Source organism: Sphingomonas humi, from assembly GCF_039536725.1.
In the GTDB taxonomy this organism is placed as follows: Bacteria; Pseudomonadota; Alphaproteobacteria; order Sphingomonadales; family Sphingomonadaceae; genus Sphingomicrobium; species Sphingomicrobium humi.
The window spans coordinates 1,051,281-1,067,528 of record NZ_BAAAZD010000002.1; the positions used below are offsets into that span (position 1 = coordinate 1,051,281).

Annotated in this window: 16 protein-coding genes; 1 reads left to right on the plus strand and 15 read right to left on the minus strand. The window is 66.5% G+C overall.

The window, feature by feature from the left end; genetic code table 11:
• Positions 1-44: 44 nt before the first annotated feature.
• The 11 genes from ABD729_RS13090 to rfbA all read right to left on the minus strand — a co-directional run bounded on the left by ABD729_RS13090 (position 45) and on the right by rfbA (position 10,288).
• Positions 45-1,190 carry a glycosyltransferase gene (locus ABD729_RS13090; protein ID WP_344710970.1) on the minus strand — a complete coding sequence of 382 codons (1,146 nt, stop codon included), beginning with the start codon at positions 1,188-1,190 and terminating at the stop codon, positions 45-47.
• The gene (locus tag ABD729_RS13095) at positions 1,153-2,106 is read right to left on the minus strand and encodes a UDP-glucuronic acid decarboxylase family protein (RefSeq protein WP_344710972.1); all 954 of its coding nucleotides are present in this window, start codon (positions 2,104-2,106) and stop codon (positions 1,153-1,155) included. The genes ABD729_RS13090 and ABD729_RS13095 overlap by 38 nt, the downstream gene beginning before the upstream one ends.
• A gap of 130 nt (positions 2,107-2,236) precedes the next feature.
• Positions 2,237-2,959 carry an NTP transferase domain-containing protein gene (locus ABD729_RS13100; RefSeq protein WP_344710974.1) on the minus strand — a complete coding sequence of 241 codons (723 nt, stop codon included), beginning with the start codon at positions 2,957-2,959 and terminating at the stop codon, positions 2,237-2,239.
• Positions 2,959-3,855, minus strand: a complete 897-nt coding sequence (locus ABD729_RS13105) for a glycosyltransferase (RefSeq protein WP_344710976.1) — start codon at positions 3,853-3,855, stop codon at positions 2,959-2,961. The genes ABD729_RS13100 and ABD729_RS13105 overlap by 1 nt, the downstream gene beginning before the upstream one ends.
• On the minus strand, positions 3,852-4,484 hold the full coding sequence (locus ABD729_RS13110; RefSeq protein WP_344710978.1) for an HAD family hydrolase: 633 nt from the start codon (positions 4,482-4,484) through the stop codon (positions 3,852-3,854). Before ABD729_RS13110 ends, ABD729_RS13105 begins: the two co-directional genes overlap by 4 nt.
• Positions 4,481-5,692, minus strand: a complete 1,212-nt coding sequence (locus ABD729_RS13115; protein WP_344710980.1) for a 2-phospho-L-lactate transferase CofD family protein — start codon at positions 5,690-5,692, stop codon at positions 4,481-4,483. The genes ABD729_RS13110 and ABD729_RS13115 overlap by 4 nt, the downstream gene beginning before the upstream one ends.
• Complete coding sequence (locus ABD729_RS13120; protein WP_344710982.1) at positions 5,686-6,918, minus strand: glycosyltransferase; 1,233 nt, start codon at positions 6,916-6,918, stop codon at positions 5,686-5,688. The genes ABD729_RS13115 and ABD729_RS13120 overlap by 7 nt, the downstream gene beginning before the upstream one ends.
• Complete coding sequence (gene rfbD, locus ABD729_RS13125; RefSeq protein WP_344710984.1) at positions 6,915-7,817, minus strand: dTDP-4-dehydrorhamnose reductase; 903 nt, start codon at positions 7,815-7,817, stop codon at positions 6,915-6,917. The genes ABD729_RS13120 and rfbD overlap by 4 nt, the downstream gene beginning before the upstream one ends.
• Positions 7,814-8,869: a dTDP-glucose 4,6-dehydratase gene (rfbB, locus tag ABD729_RS13130; protein WP_344710986.1), complete on the minus strand. Its 1,056-nt coding sequence runs from the start codon at positions 8,867-8,869 to the stop codon at positions 7,814-7,816. The genes rfbD and rfbB overlap by 4 nt, the downstream gene beginning before the upstream one ends.
• On the minus strand, positions 8,866-9,417 hold the full coding sequence (gene rfbC / locus ABD729_RS13135; protein ID WP_344710988.1) for a dTDP-4-dehydrorhamnose 3,5-epimerase: 552 nt from the start codon (positions 9,415-9,417) through the stop codon (positions 8,866-8,868). The genes rfbB and rfbC overlap by 4 nt, the downstream gene beginning before the upstream one ends.
• Positions 9,410-10,288, minus strand: a complete 879-nt coding sequence (rfbA, locus tag ABD729_RS13140) for a glucose-1-phosphate thymidylyltransferase RfbA (protein WP_344710990.1) — start codon at positions 10,286-10,288, stop codon at positions 9,410-9,412. Before rfbA ends, rfbC begins: the two co-directional genes overlap by 8 nt.
• A gap of 117 nt (positions 10,289-10,405) precedes the next feature.
• Here rfbA and ABD729_RS13145 point away from each other — a divergent pair, with 117 nt between their 5' ends.
• Positions 10,406-11,479 (plus strand): EpsG family protein, encoded by a 1,074-nt coding sequence (locus ABD729_RS13145; RefSeq protein ID WP_344710992.1) that lies wholly within the window; start codon positions 10,406-10,408, stop codon positions 11,477-11,479.
• 13 nt (positions 11,480-11,492) lie between these two features.
• Here ABD729_RS13145 and glmS read toward each other — a convergent pair whose 3' ends face one another.
• The 4 genes from glmS to ABD729_RS13165 all read right to left on the minus strand — a co-directional run bounded on the left by glmS (position 11,493) and on the right by ABD729_RS13165 (position 16,239).
• Entirely contained in the window at positions 11,493-13,316 is a 1,824-nt protein-coding gene (gene glmS / locus ABD729_RS13150; protein ID WP_344710994.1) for a glutamine--fructose-6-phosphate transaminase (isomerizing), read from the minus strand.
• 7 nt (positions 13,317-13,323) lie between these two features.
• Positions 13,324-14,670: a bifunctional UDP-N-acetylglucosamine diphosphorylase/glucosamine-1-phosphate N-acetyltransferase GlmU gene (gene glmU / locus ABD729_RS13155; RefSeq protein ID WP_344710996.1), complete on the minus strand. Its 1,347-nt coding sequence runs from the start codon at positions 14,668-14,670 to the stop codon at positions 13,324-13,326.
• 88 nt (positions 14,671-14,758) lie between these two features.
• The gene (locus tag ABD729_RS13160) at positions 14,759-15,505 is read right to left on the minus strand and encodes a hypothetical protein (protein ID WP_344710997.1); all 747 of its coding nucleotides are present in this window, start codon (positions 15,503-15,505) and stop codon (positions 14,759-14,761) included.
• A gap of 311 nt (positions 15,506-15,816) precedes the next feature.
• Complete coding sequence (locus ABD729_RS13165) at positions 15,817-16,239, minus strand: hypothetical protein (RefSeq protein WP_344710999.1); 423 nt, start codon at positions 16,237-16,239, stop codon at positions 15,817-15,819.
• Positions 16,240-16,248 lie beyond the last annotated feature (9 nt).

Below are 16,248 nucleotides of genomic sequence, written 5' to 3' on the forward strand. Positions count from 1 at the left end.
CGCCTCGCTTCAAGGAAAGTCGGCCGACCCGGGCCTACGGTCAGTCACCCGGCGAGCAAGGCCTCGTAGCGGCGGAGGTTTTGCTCGCCCGTGATCTGCCGCGCGCGGGCTTTCTGCCGCTCGGGGTTTTTGGGTTGGGCAAGGGTTTTCATCATTGCGGCGCTCAGGGCTGCCGCGTCGCCGACCGGAACGAGCGGGCCGTAGAGCCCGTCGTCGAGGATCTCGGCCGGGCCCGCCTCGCAGTCGGTGCTGACCACGGGCAGGCCGGCGTACAGAGCCTCCACGAGGACGAGCGACATTCCCTCATAGTCCGACGACAGGACGAACAGGTCGGCCCCCGCATAATAGGGCCAGGGATCGATCTTGAATCCTGCAAGCAGCACCTGCTCATGCAGGCCCAGTGCATCGCGCTGGCGCTCCAGGTCGGCGCGCAGCTGGCCCTCCCCAAGGATCAGCAGCCGGGCGGCGGGATGATGCTCGACCAGCCGCGCGAAGGCGCGGAGGAGCAGGCTGTGGTTCTTCTCGGGCTTGAGGGAGCCGACCGTGATGATCCGCGGGCTGGCGTCTCCCCACGCCATGGTCGCGGCGGCGGTCGGCGCGATGTGGTCGGGGACCTCGATCGGATTGTAGATGACCTCGACCGCTTCGGGCGGAAGCCCGGCCAGTCGCGCCACGTCGTTTGCCGCCCCGCTCGACACCGCGACACGGTGGTCGGCGAGGCGGTAGAGCAGGCGCATGCTGGCGCGGAGCACCCGCTGCGTCCGACGTCCGGTGTAATGGCTGGTCAGGAAGGTATGATCGCTCAGCACCAGCCGCGCGCGCGACCGCGCTGCAAGCCGCGCCGCGACGGCGATCACCGTGCACGGCCACATGATCGCCTGCAGCGACCATGGTTTTTCGATGCGCAGATAGCGGATCAGTCCGGGCATGGCGCCGGCCAGCCGCCTCGCGCGCAACGGGATGACCCTTACCTCGGGCGGCACCAGCGGCAGGAGCACGCCTCCGTCGAACGCCAGGATCAGGTCGACCTCATGACCCGCGGTGACGAGGTGCCGGATGATAGCGAGCTGCACGCGCTCGGCACCGCCACCGGCCATATCGGGGAGGAAGAAGGCGATCCTGCGCCGGAGCTGGGCCACCGGCGCGGGCGGCTCAGACGAAGCGGCGGAAATAGTCGATGGTGCGGGCAAGACCCTGCTCCAGCGGGACGGTCGGCTCCCACCCGAGCTTTTCACGAGCCTGCGTGATGTCGGGCTGGCGCTGCTTGGGATCGTCGGCGGGCAGCGGCATGCGGATGATCTGAGACGTGCTTCCGGTCAGGCGGATCGCCATCTCGGCCAGTTCGATCATCGTGAATTCGGACGGATTACCGATATTGACCGGGCCGGTCAGCTCGGCCGGCGAATCCATCAGCTTGATGAACCCGTTGATGAGGTCGTCGACATAACAGAAGCTGCGGGTCTGGGTGCCGTCGCCGTAGATGGTGATCGGCTCGTTCCGCAGCGCCTGCATGATGAAGTTCGACACCACGCGGCCGTCCGACGGATGCATGCGCGGCCCGTAGGTGTTGAAGATGCGGACGACCTTGATCTCCAGCCCGTGCTGGCGGTTGTAGTCGAAGAACAGGGTTTCTGCGCAACGCTTGCCCTCGTCGTAGCAGCTGCGCGGGCCGATCGGATTGACGTTGCCCCAATAGCCTTCGGGCTGCGGGTGGACGTGCGGGTCGCCATAGACCTCGCTGGTCGACGCCTGGAAGATCCGCGCGCCGAGCCGCTTGGCCAGCCCGAGCATGTTGATCGCGCCGAGCACGCTGGTCTTGGTCGTCTGCACGGGGTCGTGCTGATAGTGGATCGGCGAGGCCGGACAGGCCAGATTGTAGATCTGGTCGACCTCGACATAGAGCGGCCAGGTGATGTCGTGCCGCATGAATTCGAAATTCGGATGGTCACGGTAGTCGATGAGATTGTCGCGCGTGCCGGTGAACAGGTTGTCGACGCACAATACCTCGTCCCCGCGTTCGAGGAGGACGCCGATGAGGTGGGAGCCGAGGAAACCCGCGCCCCCGGTGACGAGAACCCTGCGGCGGGCGGAATAGCTGCGCTTCATCTTCTGTGTCGTTCCCTGGCTTTGCAGCGCAAGCTTGCGATCGTTGACCCGAGCTTTGCCCTGCCGCTTTCGCGCCGTCTAGACGCTAGGGGCCTCAAAGCAGGTTAACGGAGGCGATCGAGTGGGAGCTTCAGGCCTGATCGAGGTCGGAAAGCCGGTTGAGCGAGATGCAATCCTGCTCGGTGGCGATCGGCAGCGCTTCGACGAGAAGGCCCGCGGCGGCGGCTTTCGCGACGATGTAGAGAAAGCCATGCTCCCCCGTCTGCTTGCCAAGTCCTTCGCTGCGGAATTGTTTGAGCAGGTCGAGGATGGGGCCAGCGCGAAAGACGAACAGCCCGATATCGCGTTCGCCGGCGACCGGCTCGATGCCGAGCTCGCGGGTTTCCTCGAGCGCGGTCACCCGCCCCTCCCCGTCGCGCGCCACGCGGGTATAGGCCTGGTCGACCAGCCGGCTGGCGAAGGTCATCGCATTGTCGCTGGTGCGATGGCGCTCGACGCAGGCGGCGATCGTCGCTTGGTCGAGCAGCGGGATATCGCCCCAGGCGAGCAGCACGTCAGCCCGCGGGTCGAAGCGCGGACTGTGGCGGAAGGCGAGGACTGCGTCGCCCATGCCGCTGGGGCGTTCCTGGACCACCAGCGACGCGACTTTTCCGTCGGCTTTCAGCGCTTCCTCGATCAGCTCCTTGCCCGACGGGCTGACGATGATGGTCGGTTCGGGATCGTAACCGCCGACCCGATCGAGAAGCGAAAGGAGGATCGGTCGCCCGCGCACCGGGTGGAGGGTCTTGGGATACGGCAGGCCCGCGCGGCTGCCGGTGCCGGCGGCGGCGATCAGTACGCGCAGGTCCCGCATCAAAGGTCCTTGCCGATGCGATCCGTAAGCCCGCGCGAGACCGCTTTCCAGAGGATCGGCGCGCGCTTCCCGATCACATAGCTGAGCGCCTCTGCCGGAGAATTGCGGGCCGCCACCCGGGCCAGGGCCACCAGCGGGGTCGCCGCGTTCCGCACCGGCGCGAGGTCGTGATAGCGCTTGTTCAGGATCAGCGTGTTCTTGACGTAATAATAGACCTTGGTCTGGTTGAGTTCGCGCTGGCTGACGTCGGGGTGCAGGTGATGGGCGTCGAGGTGCGAGAGCACGGGCCCAAGCTGGCGCATGCGGGCGAAATAATCGACCTCGTCGCCGAACAGGAAATAGTCGCGGTTCACGTTGCCGATGCGGCGCGTCGCCGCGACGCTGAGCAGCGCGCCGTTGAAGAGGTGGGCAAAGGGATAAAGCCCGTCCTTTGCAAGCGGGCGGAGCGCTTCCAGCGTCGGTATCTTGCGCGGCCGCGCGAAGAGGACGGGCCAGCCATTGCGATTGAGCAGCGGGAACGGGAAGACGAAGTGGCTCGGATCGTCCTCGCGCAGGACGACGGAGGACACGCAGACCCGGTCGCCGGTGAGGTGCCGCTCGAGCAGCGCCAGCGCGTCGGGCGCGGGAAAGCCGTCGTCGTCCATCAGCCAGACCGCATCGTAGCCGCCCTCCTGCGCCTCGGCGATCGAGCGCGCCCAGCCGCCGGCCGAGCCGACATTGTCCTGCGTCAGGCAATCCACGCCCTTGGCATCAAGCATCGAGACGGTGCCGTCGGTGCTGCCATTGTTGATGACCAGCAGGCGGTCTGGCGGGCGGGTCTGGGCGCGGACGGCGTCGACGCAGCGTTCCAGCAGCGCGGCGCGGTTGAAGGTCACGATGCAGGCGAGGATCTTCACCGGGCCTGCCTAAGCCGAGCGATCGCTTCGAACCAGTCCGTTCCCTCGCTGCCGATGCGGATCGCTTCCATCCCGGCTGCGGCGGCGGCCGCGAGGCCGCTTTCGCTGTCCTCGAAGACCAGCGCCTTATCGGGGGCCACGCCTGCATGGCGCGCGGCAAGCAGGAAGCCTTCGGGATCGGGCTTGCCCCGGCTCACGTCGGCGGACGTAATGACGGGGCTGAACCAGCCGCTCATGCCGGTCTTGCGGAGCGCTGCCTCGACCGACGGCGGCGAGGCCGAGGTGCACAGGGCGCAGGGCAAGTGGTGGCGGCGAGCTTCGGCGACGAAATCGACGGCGCCGGGAAGCGCTTCGAGTTCGTCACCGATGAGCGCCAGCGCTCGCTGTTGCTTGTCGCGGCGGAGCGCGTCGCGCGCATCGGCGGCCAGATCGACTTGGGCCTCGCCCAGCAGCTGCGCGATCGCCTCGGTGGTCGTCATCCCGGCGATCCGCTCATAATCGACCGGAACCCCCAGCGGCGCCAGCGCGGCCACGTAAGCACGGGCGTGCAGGGGAGAGCTGTCGACCAGCGTTCCGTCGAGGTCGAAGATCAGCAGTTCCTTGCCGGCGAAGACGCTCCCGCCGCTCACCGACCCGGTCCTCGTTCGCCATAGAGCCGCAGTATTGCCGAGACGACCTCGGCGCCGTGGTGGCGACCGGGAAGGTCGGGATGCTCGAAGTCGGCGACCAGCCGCGGCACGTCGAGGCGATATTCGGCATCGTCATGTTCGACATAGGTCGTGTCGGCCTTGCGCCGGCCATTGTTGACCAGCACCGCGTCGAACAGGTCTTCCGGCGCATGGTGCCGGTCTTCGGCAAGGCAGAGATAGCGGTAGGCGCCGTGCAGATAGTCTGCCGCCGAATAGCTCGGCGTCTCGTAATCGGCGCCGATGTTGGTGACGAACACCTTCAGGGCGTTGCGATTCCCAGCGATGGTCTCGGCCACGCCGCGCGACATGTAAGTGGGGTAGAGCGAACTGTGCTGGGTCCCCGCGGAGTAGATGACGATATCGGCCTGGGCCAGCGCCAGGCGCACCCCGGCCGAGGCGATGGCAGGCGCATGGTGCGTTTCGAGGTAGCGCCGCTGCTGCGCCGGCGCGAGCCGTTCAAAGGTTCCGCGACGAAGCTCGCCGTCGAGGAGATAGATGCTGTCGATCAGCACGTTGGAGCGAAGCTCGACGATCTCCGCCTCCGAGCACAGCACCTCGCCATTCTGGCGCACCGCCGCGAGCCATTTGTTCTCTACGCTGTTGGGGAGCACCGTGCCCTTCAACCGGAACAGCCGGTCGATCGAGCGGGTGGTCAGTTCCATGTCGCGGCCACTGACCAGATAGGCGCCCGCATAAAGGCAGTTCATCAGCGAGCAGTCGGCAAAATCGAAGCGTTCGCCGCGCACCGTCTCAATCAGCGCCAGGGTCTCGACGAAGACCGCGCAGAACCATCGGAGCGAGGCGCCAATGGTCGGGTCGTCGATCGCGATCCCGGCCAATGTCGGCGCCCCCTCGGCGAAGGTGGTGAAGTCGGCGATGACCTCGTCATGCGCTGCGTCCAGCGGATAGCGGTGGTCGAACAATGCCTCGGCGACGGCGCGGTGGGCGCCTTCGGGGAGCATCAGCGACTGCACCTTGCGGATGTCCGACGGGCCCAGCATGTTGAAGAAACGACGGATGGCGCCGGTCGACTTGCCATCGTCATAGGCGTTGACGATCGAGGTGACGTTGAGCCCCGGCCGTTCGAGCAGCGCGGGGATCAGCGACGCGGCGCCGCGGCCGCCATTGAGCACGACGATATTCAGCATGGACGCGCTCCGTCGACGGGCGGCCCGATCAGCCGCTTGTAGATATCGGCATAGGCCTCGACACCGCTGTCGAGGGTGAATTCACCCGACCGAGCGCGGGTAGCGCGTCGGACATCGGGCGGAACGGCGAGCACCTGCTCGACCGCCCGGCGGAGCGTCGTGGGCGCGAAGTCCGGCACCACCAGCGAGGCGTTGACCCCCGGCTGGAGGATTTCGTCGAGGTCCCCTACCCCGCTGTTGCTGATCATCGGCACGTTTGCCGCGAATAGCTCCGCCATCTTGGTCGGCGAACAGCCGGCAAGGTCGGCGCTGGGGCGAAAGAACATCACCGACAGGGTCGCGAGCGCGAGATAGACCGGCACGTCCTCGCGCGGGGCGTGGACGAGGGAAATGCTGTCGGCGGGAAGCCCGGCGGCAGCGGCGGCGGCGGCGACTTCCTCCTGGCCGTTGTTGCAGACGAACAGGAAGCGGGCGTCAGGCCGGAGCTTCCTGAGTTCGACGAACAGCCGGATCATCTCGTCCAGCAGGTATACGGCGCCGATGCTGCCGAGATAGAGGAGGACGGTCTGCCCCGGGGCAAGGCCGAGCCTCGCCCGCGCCTCGTCCACCCGCCGCTCCTCTAGCAGCGACAGGTCGAAATGGTCGAAGTCCGCGCAGCAGGGGATGGTCGTGTAGCGCGACAGTCCGGCCGGGTTCGGATAGCGCGCGTCCAGCACCTGCGCGGCCCGGTCGGTCAGGGTGACGACATGATCGGCGGCGTCGAAATAGCCCCGCTCACGGGTGCCGAGCATCCGATAGACCCACGGAAAGCGGCTGTCCTGCACCCCGCTCTCGATATAGAAATGGCGGAAATCGAGGAGGAAGCGGGCTCCCGTCTCGCGCTTCACTGCCTTGCCGATCTCGAGCGGAAGCCAGCTTCGGGCATGGACCAGCCGCGGCTGCTCCTCAAGGGCGATGCGCAGCGCAAGGGACCGCATCTTCGCGACATCGTAGAGTTGCGCGGCGACCTGCGGCTGGTTGTGATAGGGCACATGCGACCAGCGGATGCCTGCCTCGGCAAAGCGCCGGGAATAACGCTCCATCAGCGCGTCGCGGCCGGGCTTTTCGGCGCTGACGATGTGGATGCGATAGCCGCGTTTCGCGAGCCCCAGGTTGTAGGGTGCGATCTGCGACTGGCCTATATGGTCGGTAATGCCGTTATGCGTAAGGTAGAGGACGTCGGTCATGACGGGGCAACGCGGCCCTCCTCGCTAATGACCGCAAGCAGCCCGGCCACCGTCTCGTCGATGCGCCTGCTCCAGCCGGGAACCGTCAACCCGAGGCGCTTCTCGAGCCGCTCGCCGGAAAGCCGGCTGTTGCGCGGCCGCGGCGCCGGCGCGGCAAATTCGTCCGAAGTGCAAGGGACGACCGCCGCGCTCGGCCCTCCCTGCGCCGCGCTGGCCGCGAAGATCCCGCGGGCAAAGCGGGCCCAGCTGGTCACTTCGGATCCGGCGACATGCAGTGTTTCACCGGCGGCTTCCTCACCCCTCTGCGCGAGCGCGAGGATCACCCGGGCGAGGTCGTCGCTGTGGGTCGGACAGCCATATTGGTCATCGACCACCTTCAATTCGGGCCGGGTAGCGGCAAGCCGCAGCATGGTGTTGACGAAGTTGGGCGGGGTCTGGCCGTAGACCCACGCGGTGCGCAGGATGATCGCGCCGGGGTGAGCGGCACGGACCTGCCATTCGCCCGCCGCCTTGGTCCGGCCATAGACATTTTGCGGATCGAGCCGATCGTCCTCGCGCCACGGGCGCTCGCCGGTGCCGTCGAACACATAGTCGGTCGAGACGTGGATGAACCCGGCGCCGACCTCGTGCGCGGCGGCGGCTGCTTCAGCGGGGGCGTCGGCATTGAGCCGCATCGCCGCCTCCGGCTCAGTCTCGGCCTTGTCCACCGCGGTATAGGCAGCCGCGTTGATGACAAGCTCGGGATGGTCGGCAAGGATGCGGGCGCGGGCAAGGCCCGGTTGGGACAGGTCAAGCTCGTCGCGGCCGGCGAATTGCAGCGAAAGATCGCTCCGCTCGTGACCCAGCCGGCGCAGCGATGTCGCCAGCTGGCCCGATCGGCCGAGCACCAGGATGTTCACGACGTCTTGCCCAGCCGCTCGCCGGCGTAGCGCGCGCGCAGCGGACCCCACCACCATTCGTGGTCGAGATACCAGTCCACGGTGCGCGCGAGGCCCTCATCGAAGTCGACCGACGGCGTCCACCCGAGCTCGCGCTCGATCCGCGAGCAATCGATCGCATAACGGCGGTCATGGCCCGGGCGGTCGGTGACGAAGGTGATGAGGTCACGCCGGGGGCGCCCGTCGGCAAGCGGACGGCGCGCGTCGAGGGCGTCGCAGATGGCTTCGACGACCTGCAGGTTGGTGCGCTCGGCCCGGCCGCCGACATTGTAGCTCTCGCCCACCGCGCCGGTGCGGAAGATCATCTCCAGCGCCGCCGCATGATCCTCGACGAACAGCCAGTCGCGGACATTCTCGCCCTTCCCGTAGACCGGCAGCGACTTGCCCTCGAGCGCGTTCAGGATGACCAGCGGGATCAGCTTTTCGGGGAAGTGATAGGGTCCGTAATTGTTCGAACAGTTGGAAAGCACCACCGGCAGGCCGTAGGTGTGGTGCCAGGCGCGGACCAGATGATCCGACGCGGCCTTGCTGGCGCTGTAGGGCGACGACGGCGCGTAGGGCGTTTCCTCGGTGAAGAAGCCGCTGTCGAAGGGAAGATCGCCGAACACCTCGTCGGTGGAGATATGATGGAAGCGGAAGGCGGCCTTGCGTTCCCCATCGAGGGCCCGCCAATGGTCGAGGGCGGCCTGCAGCAGCCGGTAAGTGCCGACGACATTGGTCTCGATGAAGACGCCGGGGCCGTCGATCGAGCGGTCGACGTGGCTTTCGGCGGCAAGATGCATGATGCCGCCCACATCCTCCTCACGCAGAAGCGCGGTGATCATCGCCTGATCGCCGATGTCCCCCTCGACGAAACGATGGTTGGGGTTGCCCTCCACTTCGCGCAGGCTGGTGAGCGAGCCCGAGTAGGTGAGCTTGTCGAGAGTGACGACACGCTGGCCGGACGCGACAAGCCGGCGGACCACGGCGCTGCCGATGAAGCCGGCGCCGCCGGTGACGAGAATGGCACTCATGCGAAGATATCCGCCTCTGCAAGAAGGGGGGCGTCCTGGTCCTTGGCCGACAGGAGCCACTGCTCGCGCGGCAACGGCCATTCGACGCCGATCGCCGGGTCGTCGGGGCGGATGCCGCGGTCATGGGCCGGGCTGTAGAGCGCCGACACCTTGTACTGGACCTCGCTTCCGTCCTCGAGCGCGAGGAAGCCGTGGGCAAAACCGGCGGGGACCAGCAGCTGGTTCCAGCTGTCGGCGGATAGGGTCACCGCCGTCCATTGCCCGAAGGTCGGGCTCGAGCGGCGGATATCGACCGCCACGTCATAGACGCTGCCGCGACTGACCCGGACCAGCTTGATCTGCGCCTCCGGTTCGAGCTGGTAGTGGAGTCCCCGCAACACGCCCTTGGCCGAACGGCTGTGGTTGTCCTGGACGAAGCTGAGATCGAGCCCCGCCTCGCGCATGGTCGCCGAATTCCACACTTCGGAAAAGAAGCCACGGTCGTCGCCGAAGCGCCTCGGCACGATCTCGAGCACGCCGGGCAGGCCGGTCTCCTTCACCTCAAGCATCGCCAAGCTCCTGCACCCGGCGACGGAGATAGGTGGCGTAGGGCGTCTTGCCGAGCTGGTCGGCGCGCTTCAGCACCGCCGCGCCTTCGAGCCATCCTTGCTCGAGCGCGATCTCCTCGGGACACATGACCTTGACGCCCTGTCGGTGCTCGATGGTCCGGACGAAGCTGCTCGCATCAAGCAGGCTCTCGTGCGTGCCGGTGTCGAGCCAGGCGTAACCGCGGCCAAGGCGCGTCACGAACAGGTCGCCGGCAGCCAGATAGGCGCGGTTGACGTCGGTGATCTCGAGTTCGCCGCGCGGGCTTGGCGCCAGGTTCGCCGCAATGTCCACCACGCGATTGTCGTAGAAATACAGGCCGGTGACCGCGAAGTGCGACTTGGGGTTCGCGGGCTTTTCCTCGATGTCGGTGACCTTGCCATCGGCATCGAAGTTGGCGACGCCGTAGCGTTCGGGATCGTCGACCGAATAAGCGAACACCGTTGCCCCGCTGTCGCGCGCCGCGGCCTCGCGGGCGAGGTCACCGAGCCCCGCCCCGTAGAAGATGTTGTCGCCGAGCACGAGCGCGACCTTGTCGTCGCCGATGAACTCGCGGCCGATGATGAATGCCTCGGCAAGGCCGTTGGGCTCGGCCTGCGTGGCATAGGACAGCGCGATCCCGAAGTCGCTGCCGTCGCCGAGCAGCCGCTGGAACAGGGGCAGGTCGTGCGGGGTCGAGATAAGCAGGATGTCGCGGATCCCCGCCAGCATCAGCATGCCGAGCGGATAATAGACCATCGGCTTGTCGTAGACGGGCAGCATCTGCTTGGAGACGGCGAGCGTGGCCGGATACAGCCGGGTGCCACTTCCCCCGGCAAGAATAATCCCCTTCACTGCATCCCCCCGCTTCGCTACGCCGCGCCTGTTACGCCTTCGGGCATCCAATTAGCAGAGACGTGGCGGCAAGCGAGCGCAAAGTCAGGCTGCCGAAGCCGTGAAGAAGGTTCTGGCGTGACTCCCTACTGGCTCCTCTGGACGTTCTTCTTCGCGGGTGTGTTCCTGTCGCAACGACAGGCGCTCGCCGCTGCCGATAGCTATGCGCCCGAGGAGCGGCCCGGCCTGCCCCCGATGCTGGTGGTCGGCCTCATCGCCATGACGATCATGATCGGGTTCCGCTACGAGGTCGGCGGCGACTGGATCAATTACGAGGACATGTTCAAGCGGTTCGCCTTTCGCGACTTCGCCGCGTCGCTGACCAGCATTGAGCCCGGCTACGGCCTCCTCAACTGGGCCGCGCAATCGCTTGGCCTCGACATCTGGTTCGTCAACCTGCTTTGCGCGGTACCGGTGGTGGCCGGGATCACCGCGTTGATCCGGCGCGAACCCAATCCGTGGCTGAGCGTGCTGCTGGCCATTCCCTACCTCGTGGTGGTGGTCGGCATGGGCTACACGCGGCAGGCCGCCGCGCTCGGTTTCGTGATGATCGGGCTTGCCGGGCTGCTCAGGAACGACAGCGTGCTGCGCTATGCGCTATGGGTTGCGCTGGGAACGATGTTCCATAAGAGCGCGATCGTCTGCATTCCGCTGATTGCCTTCACCGGCCATCGCAGCCGCCTCCTCGACCTTGTGCTGCTCGCGTCCGCATCGGTCGGGCTCTACGCCCTGCTGCTTCAGGATTCGGTCGACCGGCTGGTCAAGAATTACATCGACGCGCGATACATGTCGGCGGGCGCGGCCATCCGCATTTCGATGTCGGTGCTCCCGGCCATCATCCTCATGCTATTTCGCAAGCGCTTCGATTTCGACGAGGACGAGTACAAATTGTGGCGTAACTTCTCGCTCGTGTCGCTGGTCGCCGCGGTAGCGTTGCTCGTCTCGCCCTCGTCGACGGCGGTCGACCGGATTGCGCTCTACCTGCTTCCGCTTCAGTTCGTCGTGCTTGCGCGCATTCCGGGCACCTTGCTGAGCCGCGGGTTCGGCAATGCCCTAATCAGCCTCTATAGCGGAGCGGTGCTGTTCACCTGGCTGAACTATGCGGTCAATTCCCGCACCTGGCTGCCTTACAAGATCTGGTTCTTCAACTAACCTCTGCGCACGGTCACTCGACCGTCACGCTCTTCGCCAGGTTGCGCGGCTGGTCGACATCCGTGCCCTTGAGCACCGCGACGTGATACGCGAGCAACTGGACCGGCACCGCATAGACCAGCGGCGCGATCAGTTCATGTACCGCGGGCATTTCGATCGTCGCAAGGCAGCCTTCGCCGGCCTGCGCCAACCCGTCGGCATCGCTGATGAGGATGATCTTGCCGCCGCGCGCGCGGACTTCCTGCATGTTGCTGACGGTCTTGTCGAACAGCGGCCCCGAGGGCGCGATGACGATGACCGGCACATTGTCGTCGATCAGCGCGATCGGCCCGTGCTTCATCTCGCCGGCAGCATAGCCCTCGGCGTGGATGTAACTGATTTCCTTCAATTTCAGCGCCCCTTCGAGCGCCATGGGATAATCCGGGCCGCGACCGAGGTAGAGGACATCGCGCGCCGGTGCGACCAGTGGCGCCATCGCCTTGATCTGTTCGTCGTGATCGATCGCCTTGGCCATCGCTTCGGGCGCTTCGGCAAGGTGCGCGACGATCTCCCGCTCTTGTTCGGCGGTCAGCCGTCCGCGGGCACGGGCCAAATTGACGGCAAGCGCGGCAAGCACCGCCAGCTGGCAGGTGAACGCCTTGGTCGAGGCGACGCCGATCTCGGGCCCGGCACGGGTCGGAAGAAGGAGGTCGGCCTCTCGCGCCATCGAACTGGTCGGCACGTTCACCACCACCGCGATCTTTTGCCCCTGTTCGCGGGCGTGACGCAGCGCGGCGAGCGTGTCGGCGGTTTCACCCGACTGGCTGATGAAAAGCGCAAGACCGCCCTCTTCCAGCACCGGGTCACGGTAACGGAATTCGGACGCCACATCGATGTCGACCGGCACCCGGGCGAAACGCTCGATCCAGTATTTCCCGACCATTCCGGCGTAGAAACTGGTGCCGCAAGCCACCATCGTCACCCGGTCGACCTTGCTGAGGTCGAAATCGGCGGCAGGGATGGCGACTTCGCCTTCGAAGGCGCGGACGTAGCTCTGCAGGGTCTGCGCGACGACGAGGGGCTGTTCGAAAATCTCCTTACGCATGAAATGCGCGTGATTGCCCTTGGAGATCGTCTCGTCGGTCGCGTCATTTTCGACCAGTGCGCGATCGACCGGATTGTTCGCCCGGTCGAAGATCTGCACGGAATCACGGCGCACGACCACCCAGTCTCCCTCGTCGAGATAGGCGATACGGCGGGTCCAGGGCGCCAGCGCGATGGCGTCCGAGCCCAGGTAATTCTCGCCCTCGCCATAGCCGACGGTCAGCGGCGCGCCCATGCGGGCACCGATCACCAGTCCGTCATGGTCGCGGAAGAGGAAGGCCATGGCGAACGCGCCGTGCAGGCGCGGCAACACCGCGGCGACCGCCTCCTCCGGGCTCTTGCCGGCCTCGACCTCGCGGGCGACGAGATGGGCTACGACCTCGCTGTCCGTCTCGCTCAGGAGCGTGCGGCCTTCGGCGATCAGTTCGGCACGCAGCGGCTTGAAATTCTCGATGATGCCGTTGTGAACAAGCGCCACCGGCCCCGCGATGTGCGGATGCGCATTGGCCTCTGTCGGGGCGCCGTGGGTCGCCCAGCGGGTGTGGGCGATGCCGGTGATGCCGGGCAGCGCCGCTTCGCTCAGCCGGGCGCCAAGATTGTCGAGCTTGCCCTCGGCCCGCCGTCGTTCGAACGCGCCCTCGACAAGCGTGCAGATACCGGCGCTGTCATAGCCGCGATATTCGAGGCGGCGCAGGCCTTCGAACAGGCGCTCGGCGACCAGATCCTTGCCGACGATTGCGACGATTCCGCACATGCTTGTTCTAGCTGCCTTTCTTGGCGGACTGGCGCTCGCGGAAGCGCGCGGCCCAGCCTGAGAGTTGTTTCTGCTCGGCACGGGTGACGCCCAGCGCATCGCCGTCGACGTCGCGGGTGACGACCGAGCCGGCGCCGACGATCGCGCCCGGACCGACGTTTACCGGCGCGACCAGCGAACTGTTGGAGCCGATGAACGCGCCTTCGCCGATGCGCGTGCGATATTTGAAGAATCCGTCGTAATTGCAGGTGATCGTCCCCGCGCCGATGTTTGCGCCCGCCCCGACCTCGGCATCGCCAATGTAGCTGAGGTGATTTGCCTTGGCCCTGGCGCCCAGCTTCGCCTTCTTAATCTCGACGAAATTGCCCACCTTGGAGCGCTCGCCAAGCTCGGCTCCGGGGCGAAGGCGCGCATAGGGACCGACTTCGGCGCCTGCACCAACGTTTGCGCCTTCGAGGTGCGAAAAGGCGCGGACGACGGCGCCGTCGGCGACCGTCACGCCGGGACCGAAGAACACGCTCGGTTCGACCAGCACATCGCGGCCGATGACCGTGTCGGCGCTGAACCACACGGTGCCGGGATCGAGCAATGTGGCCCCCTCCGCCATCGCGCGGGTACGCCGGCGCTGCTGCCAGTCGCGCTCCACAAGGGCGAGTTCGGAGCGGCTGTTGATACCGGCGGTCTGCCACGCCTCGCATTCGACGGCGACGCTGTGACGGCCTTCGGCTGCGGCGACCATGACAATGTCGGGCAGGTAATATTCGCCCGCGGCATTGTCGTTGCCGACCATGCCGAGCCAGCGGAACAGGTCGGCGGCGGAAAGCGCCATCATGCCACTGTTGCAGAGACGGACGGCGCGTTCCTCGGCCGACGCGTCCTTATATTCCACCATCCTGGCGATCGTGTCGCCTTCCCCAAGGATCACCCGGCCATAGGCGGCGGGATCGTCGGGCGAAAAGGCGAGCACCACGATGCCTGGCTGGTCCGCTTCATCTAGGCGCGATCGCATCGCCTGGAGCGTAGCCGCCTCGATACAGGGGGTGTCGCCGTAGAGGACGAGGACGGTACCGTCGAAACCCGCCAGCGCCTCGGCCGCCTGCGCGACGGCATGACCTGTCCCTTTCTGCTCCTCCTGCACCGCGAGCGTCAGCGGGTGACTGGCAAGCGCCGCCTCAAGCTGTTCGCGCCCCTTGCCGACCACGACCACCCGGCGTTCGGCATCGAGCGTTTCGACCGTGTCGAGCAAATGCATCAGCATGGGCTTGCCAGCGAGCGGGTGGAGCACCTTGTGCAGGTCGGAGCGCATCCGGGTGCCCTGCCCGGCGGCGAGGATGACAGTCGCGAGCGGCTTCATGGGATTGGCTGTGGCAGACGCTCGCCCAAAGCGAAAGGGCCTCCGTTCCGGATGGAAGGAGGCCCTTTGCGTAACGTCTCGGTCCGGGTCAGGCGTTGCCGCCCTCGCCGCCCGATCCGCCGTCGTTCTTGCTGGTTGCCGGCTTGCGCGTCGTCCCGCGGCGGCCGGCGCCGGTGGCCCGGGACGTCGCGGAGCGCGAGCGGGTCGCGGTGGCAGCACGGGTCGCGGCAGCCCGCTTGGGCTTTGCGACCGCGCTTTCGCCGCTGTCCGATTTCTGGGCGCGCGTCGTCGTCTTGGCCGCGGTGGTCGACCGCGACGACGCCGAGCGGCCGGTCCCGGTCGCCTTTTCCTTCGCGCCTGCTGCACGCTGGCTTGCGCTGCGCTTCGCGCTGCTGGCGGTCGTCGACCGCGAGCCGCTGCTCGACGCGCTGCTGCCTGACGAGTTGCTGGTGCCGAGCACCTTCTGCGCCGCGTCGGCGACGGCATCGGCGATCAGCGAACCAAGCTTGCTGACGCTTGCCGCCATCGAGGTAGCGGCATTGGTCGCGCTGTCGGCGGCGTCGAGGCCGGCGTCGCGGATCTTGCGCCGAACCGACGGGCTGGCGCTGATCGCGGCTGCTGCAGCGGCGAGGCCTGCCGCAAGCATTTCCTTGCTCATCGCCGCCTTGGCGAGCTTGTCGAGGGTGTCGTTGAGGTTGGCGGAGCCGTCCTCGGACTTGGCGTTGTCGGCCTTGCCACCAGCGCCAGCGGTATTTCCGCCGAGCGTGTCTTCCTGGTTGGTGAAGCTGCTGTTGCCGCCCTGGTTGTTCGACTTCGAGGTTCTGGCCCTGGCCACGAGTTATTCTCCCCGTTCTGCTGTGTTGCCGACAAAGACGATGCAGCGCCGCAACAGTTCCGACAAGAGGGTAGCAAGATGTGTAAAAGGGACCGCCGCTGGTGAAAGCGACGGCCCCTTCGACATGGTCAGCGGCCGGAGAGCTCCAGCCCGGGAGACCTTGAAAGCAGGCTGGTCAGGCCTGCATCTCCCGAACGAACTTCACCGAGCCTCTTGCTGAACCATGAGACATCGGATCACCTCCTTTCGCTGTGTTGTTGGTGCGCTCAGAATGCGCGAACCGAAGGATCGTTCAAGACTTGTAATGATCCTCAGCTTCGGCAATCTTCGATGCTTCGCGCCGGCTCCGCAGCGGAGCGCAGGATCAGCGGCATCATTCCCTGAACATCCACCCACAAGCGCCCGCGACTGAACGAAATTGCGTCCAGCAAAGGGTCGCTCGCAAGCAGCATGTTGCCGAGCGGAAGCTGGCGCTCACTGCTGGTCGTAGCGATGCGAATCGGGGAGGTCGGGGCGGCACCGATTCGTGAGAAACTCACCCGCCGCGTGGCGCGCGTGCAACGCATCGTGAATTGGGACCCGCGCGAATCGGAAAAGGTGGCTTCGCTGGCTTCGGGTGAGCCGCGCCAGGTCCAGCTACCCGCGGTGACCGGACGATTGCGCCAGTCGGCGGGCGGCGTCGCGGGGAGAGCACCGGCAGCTGCCTGGAAAGCGGCAAGAGCAAGCAGGAACATCGCAGCCGC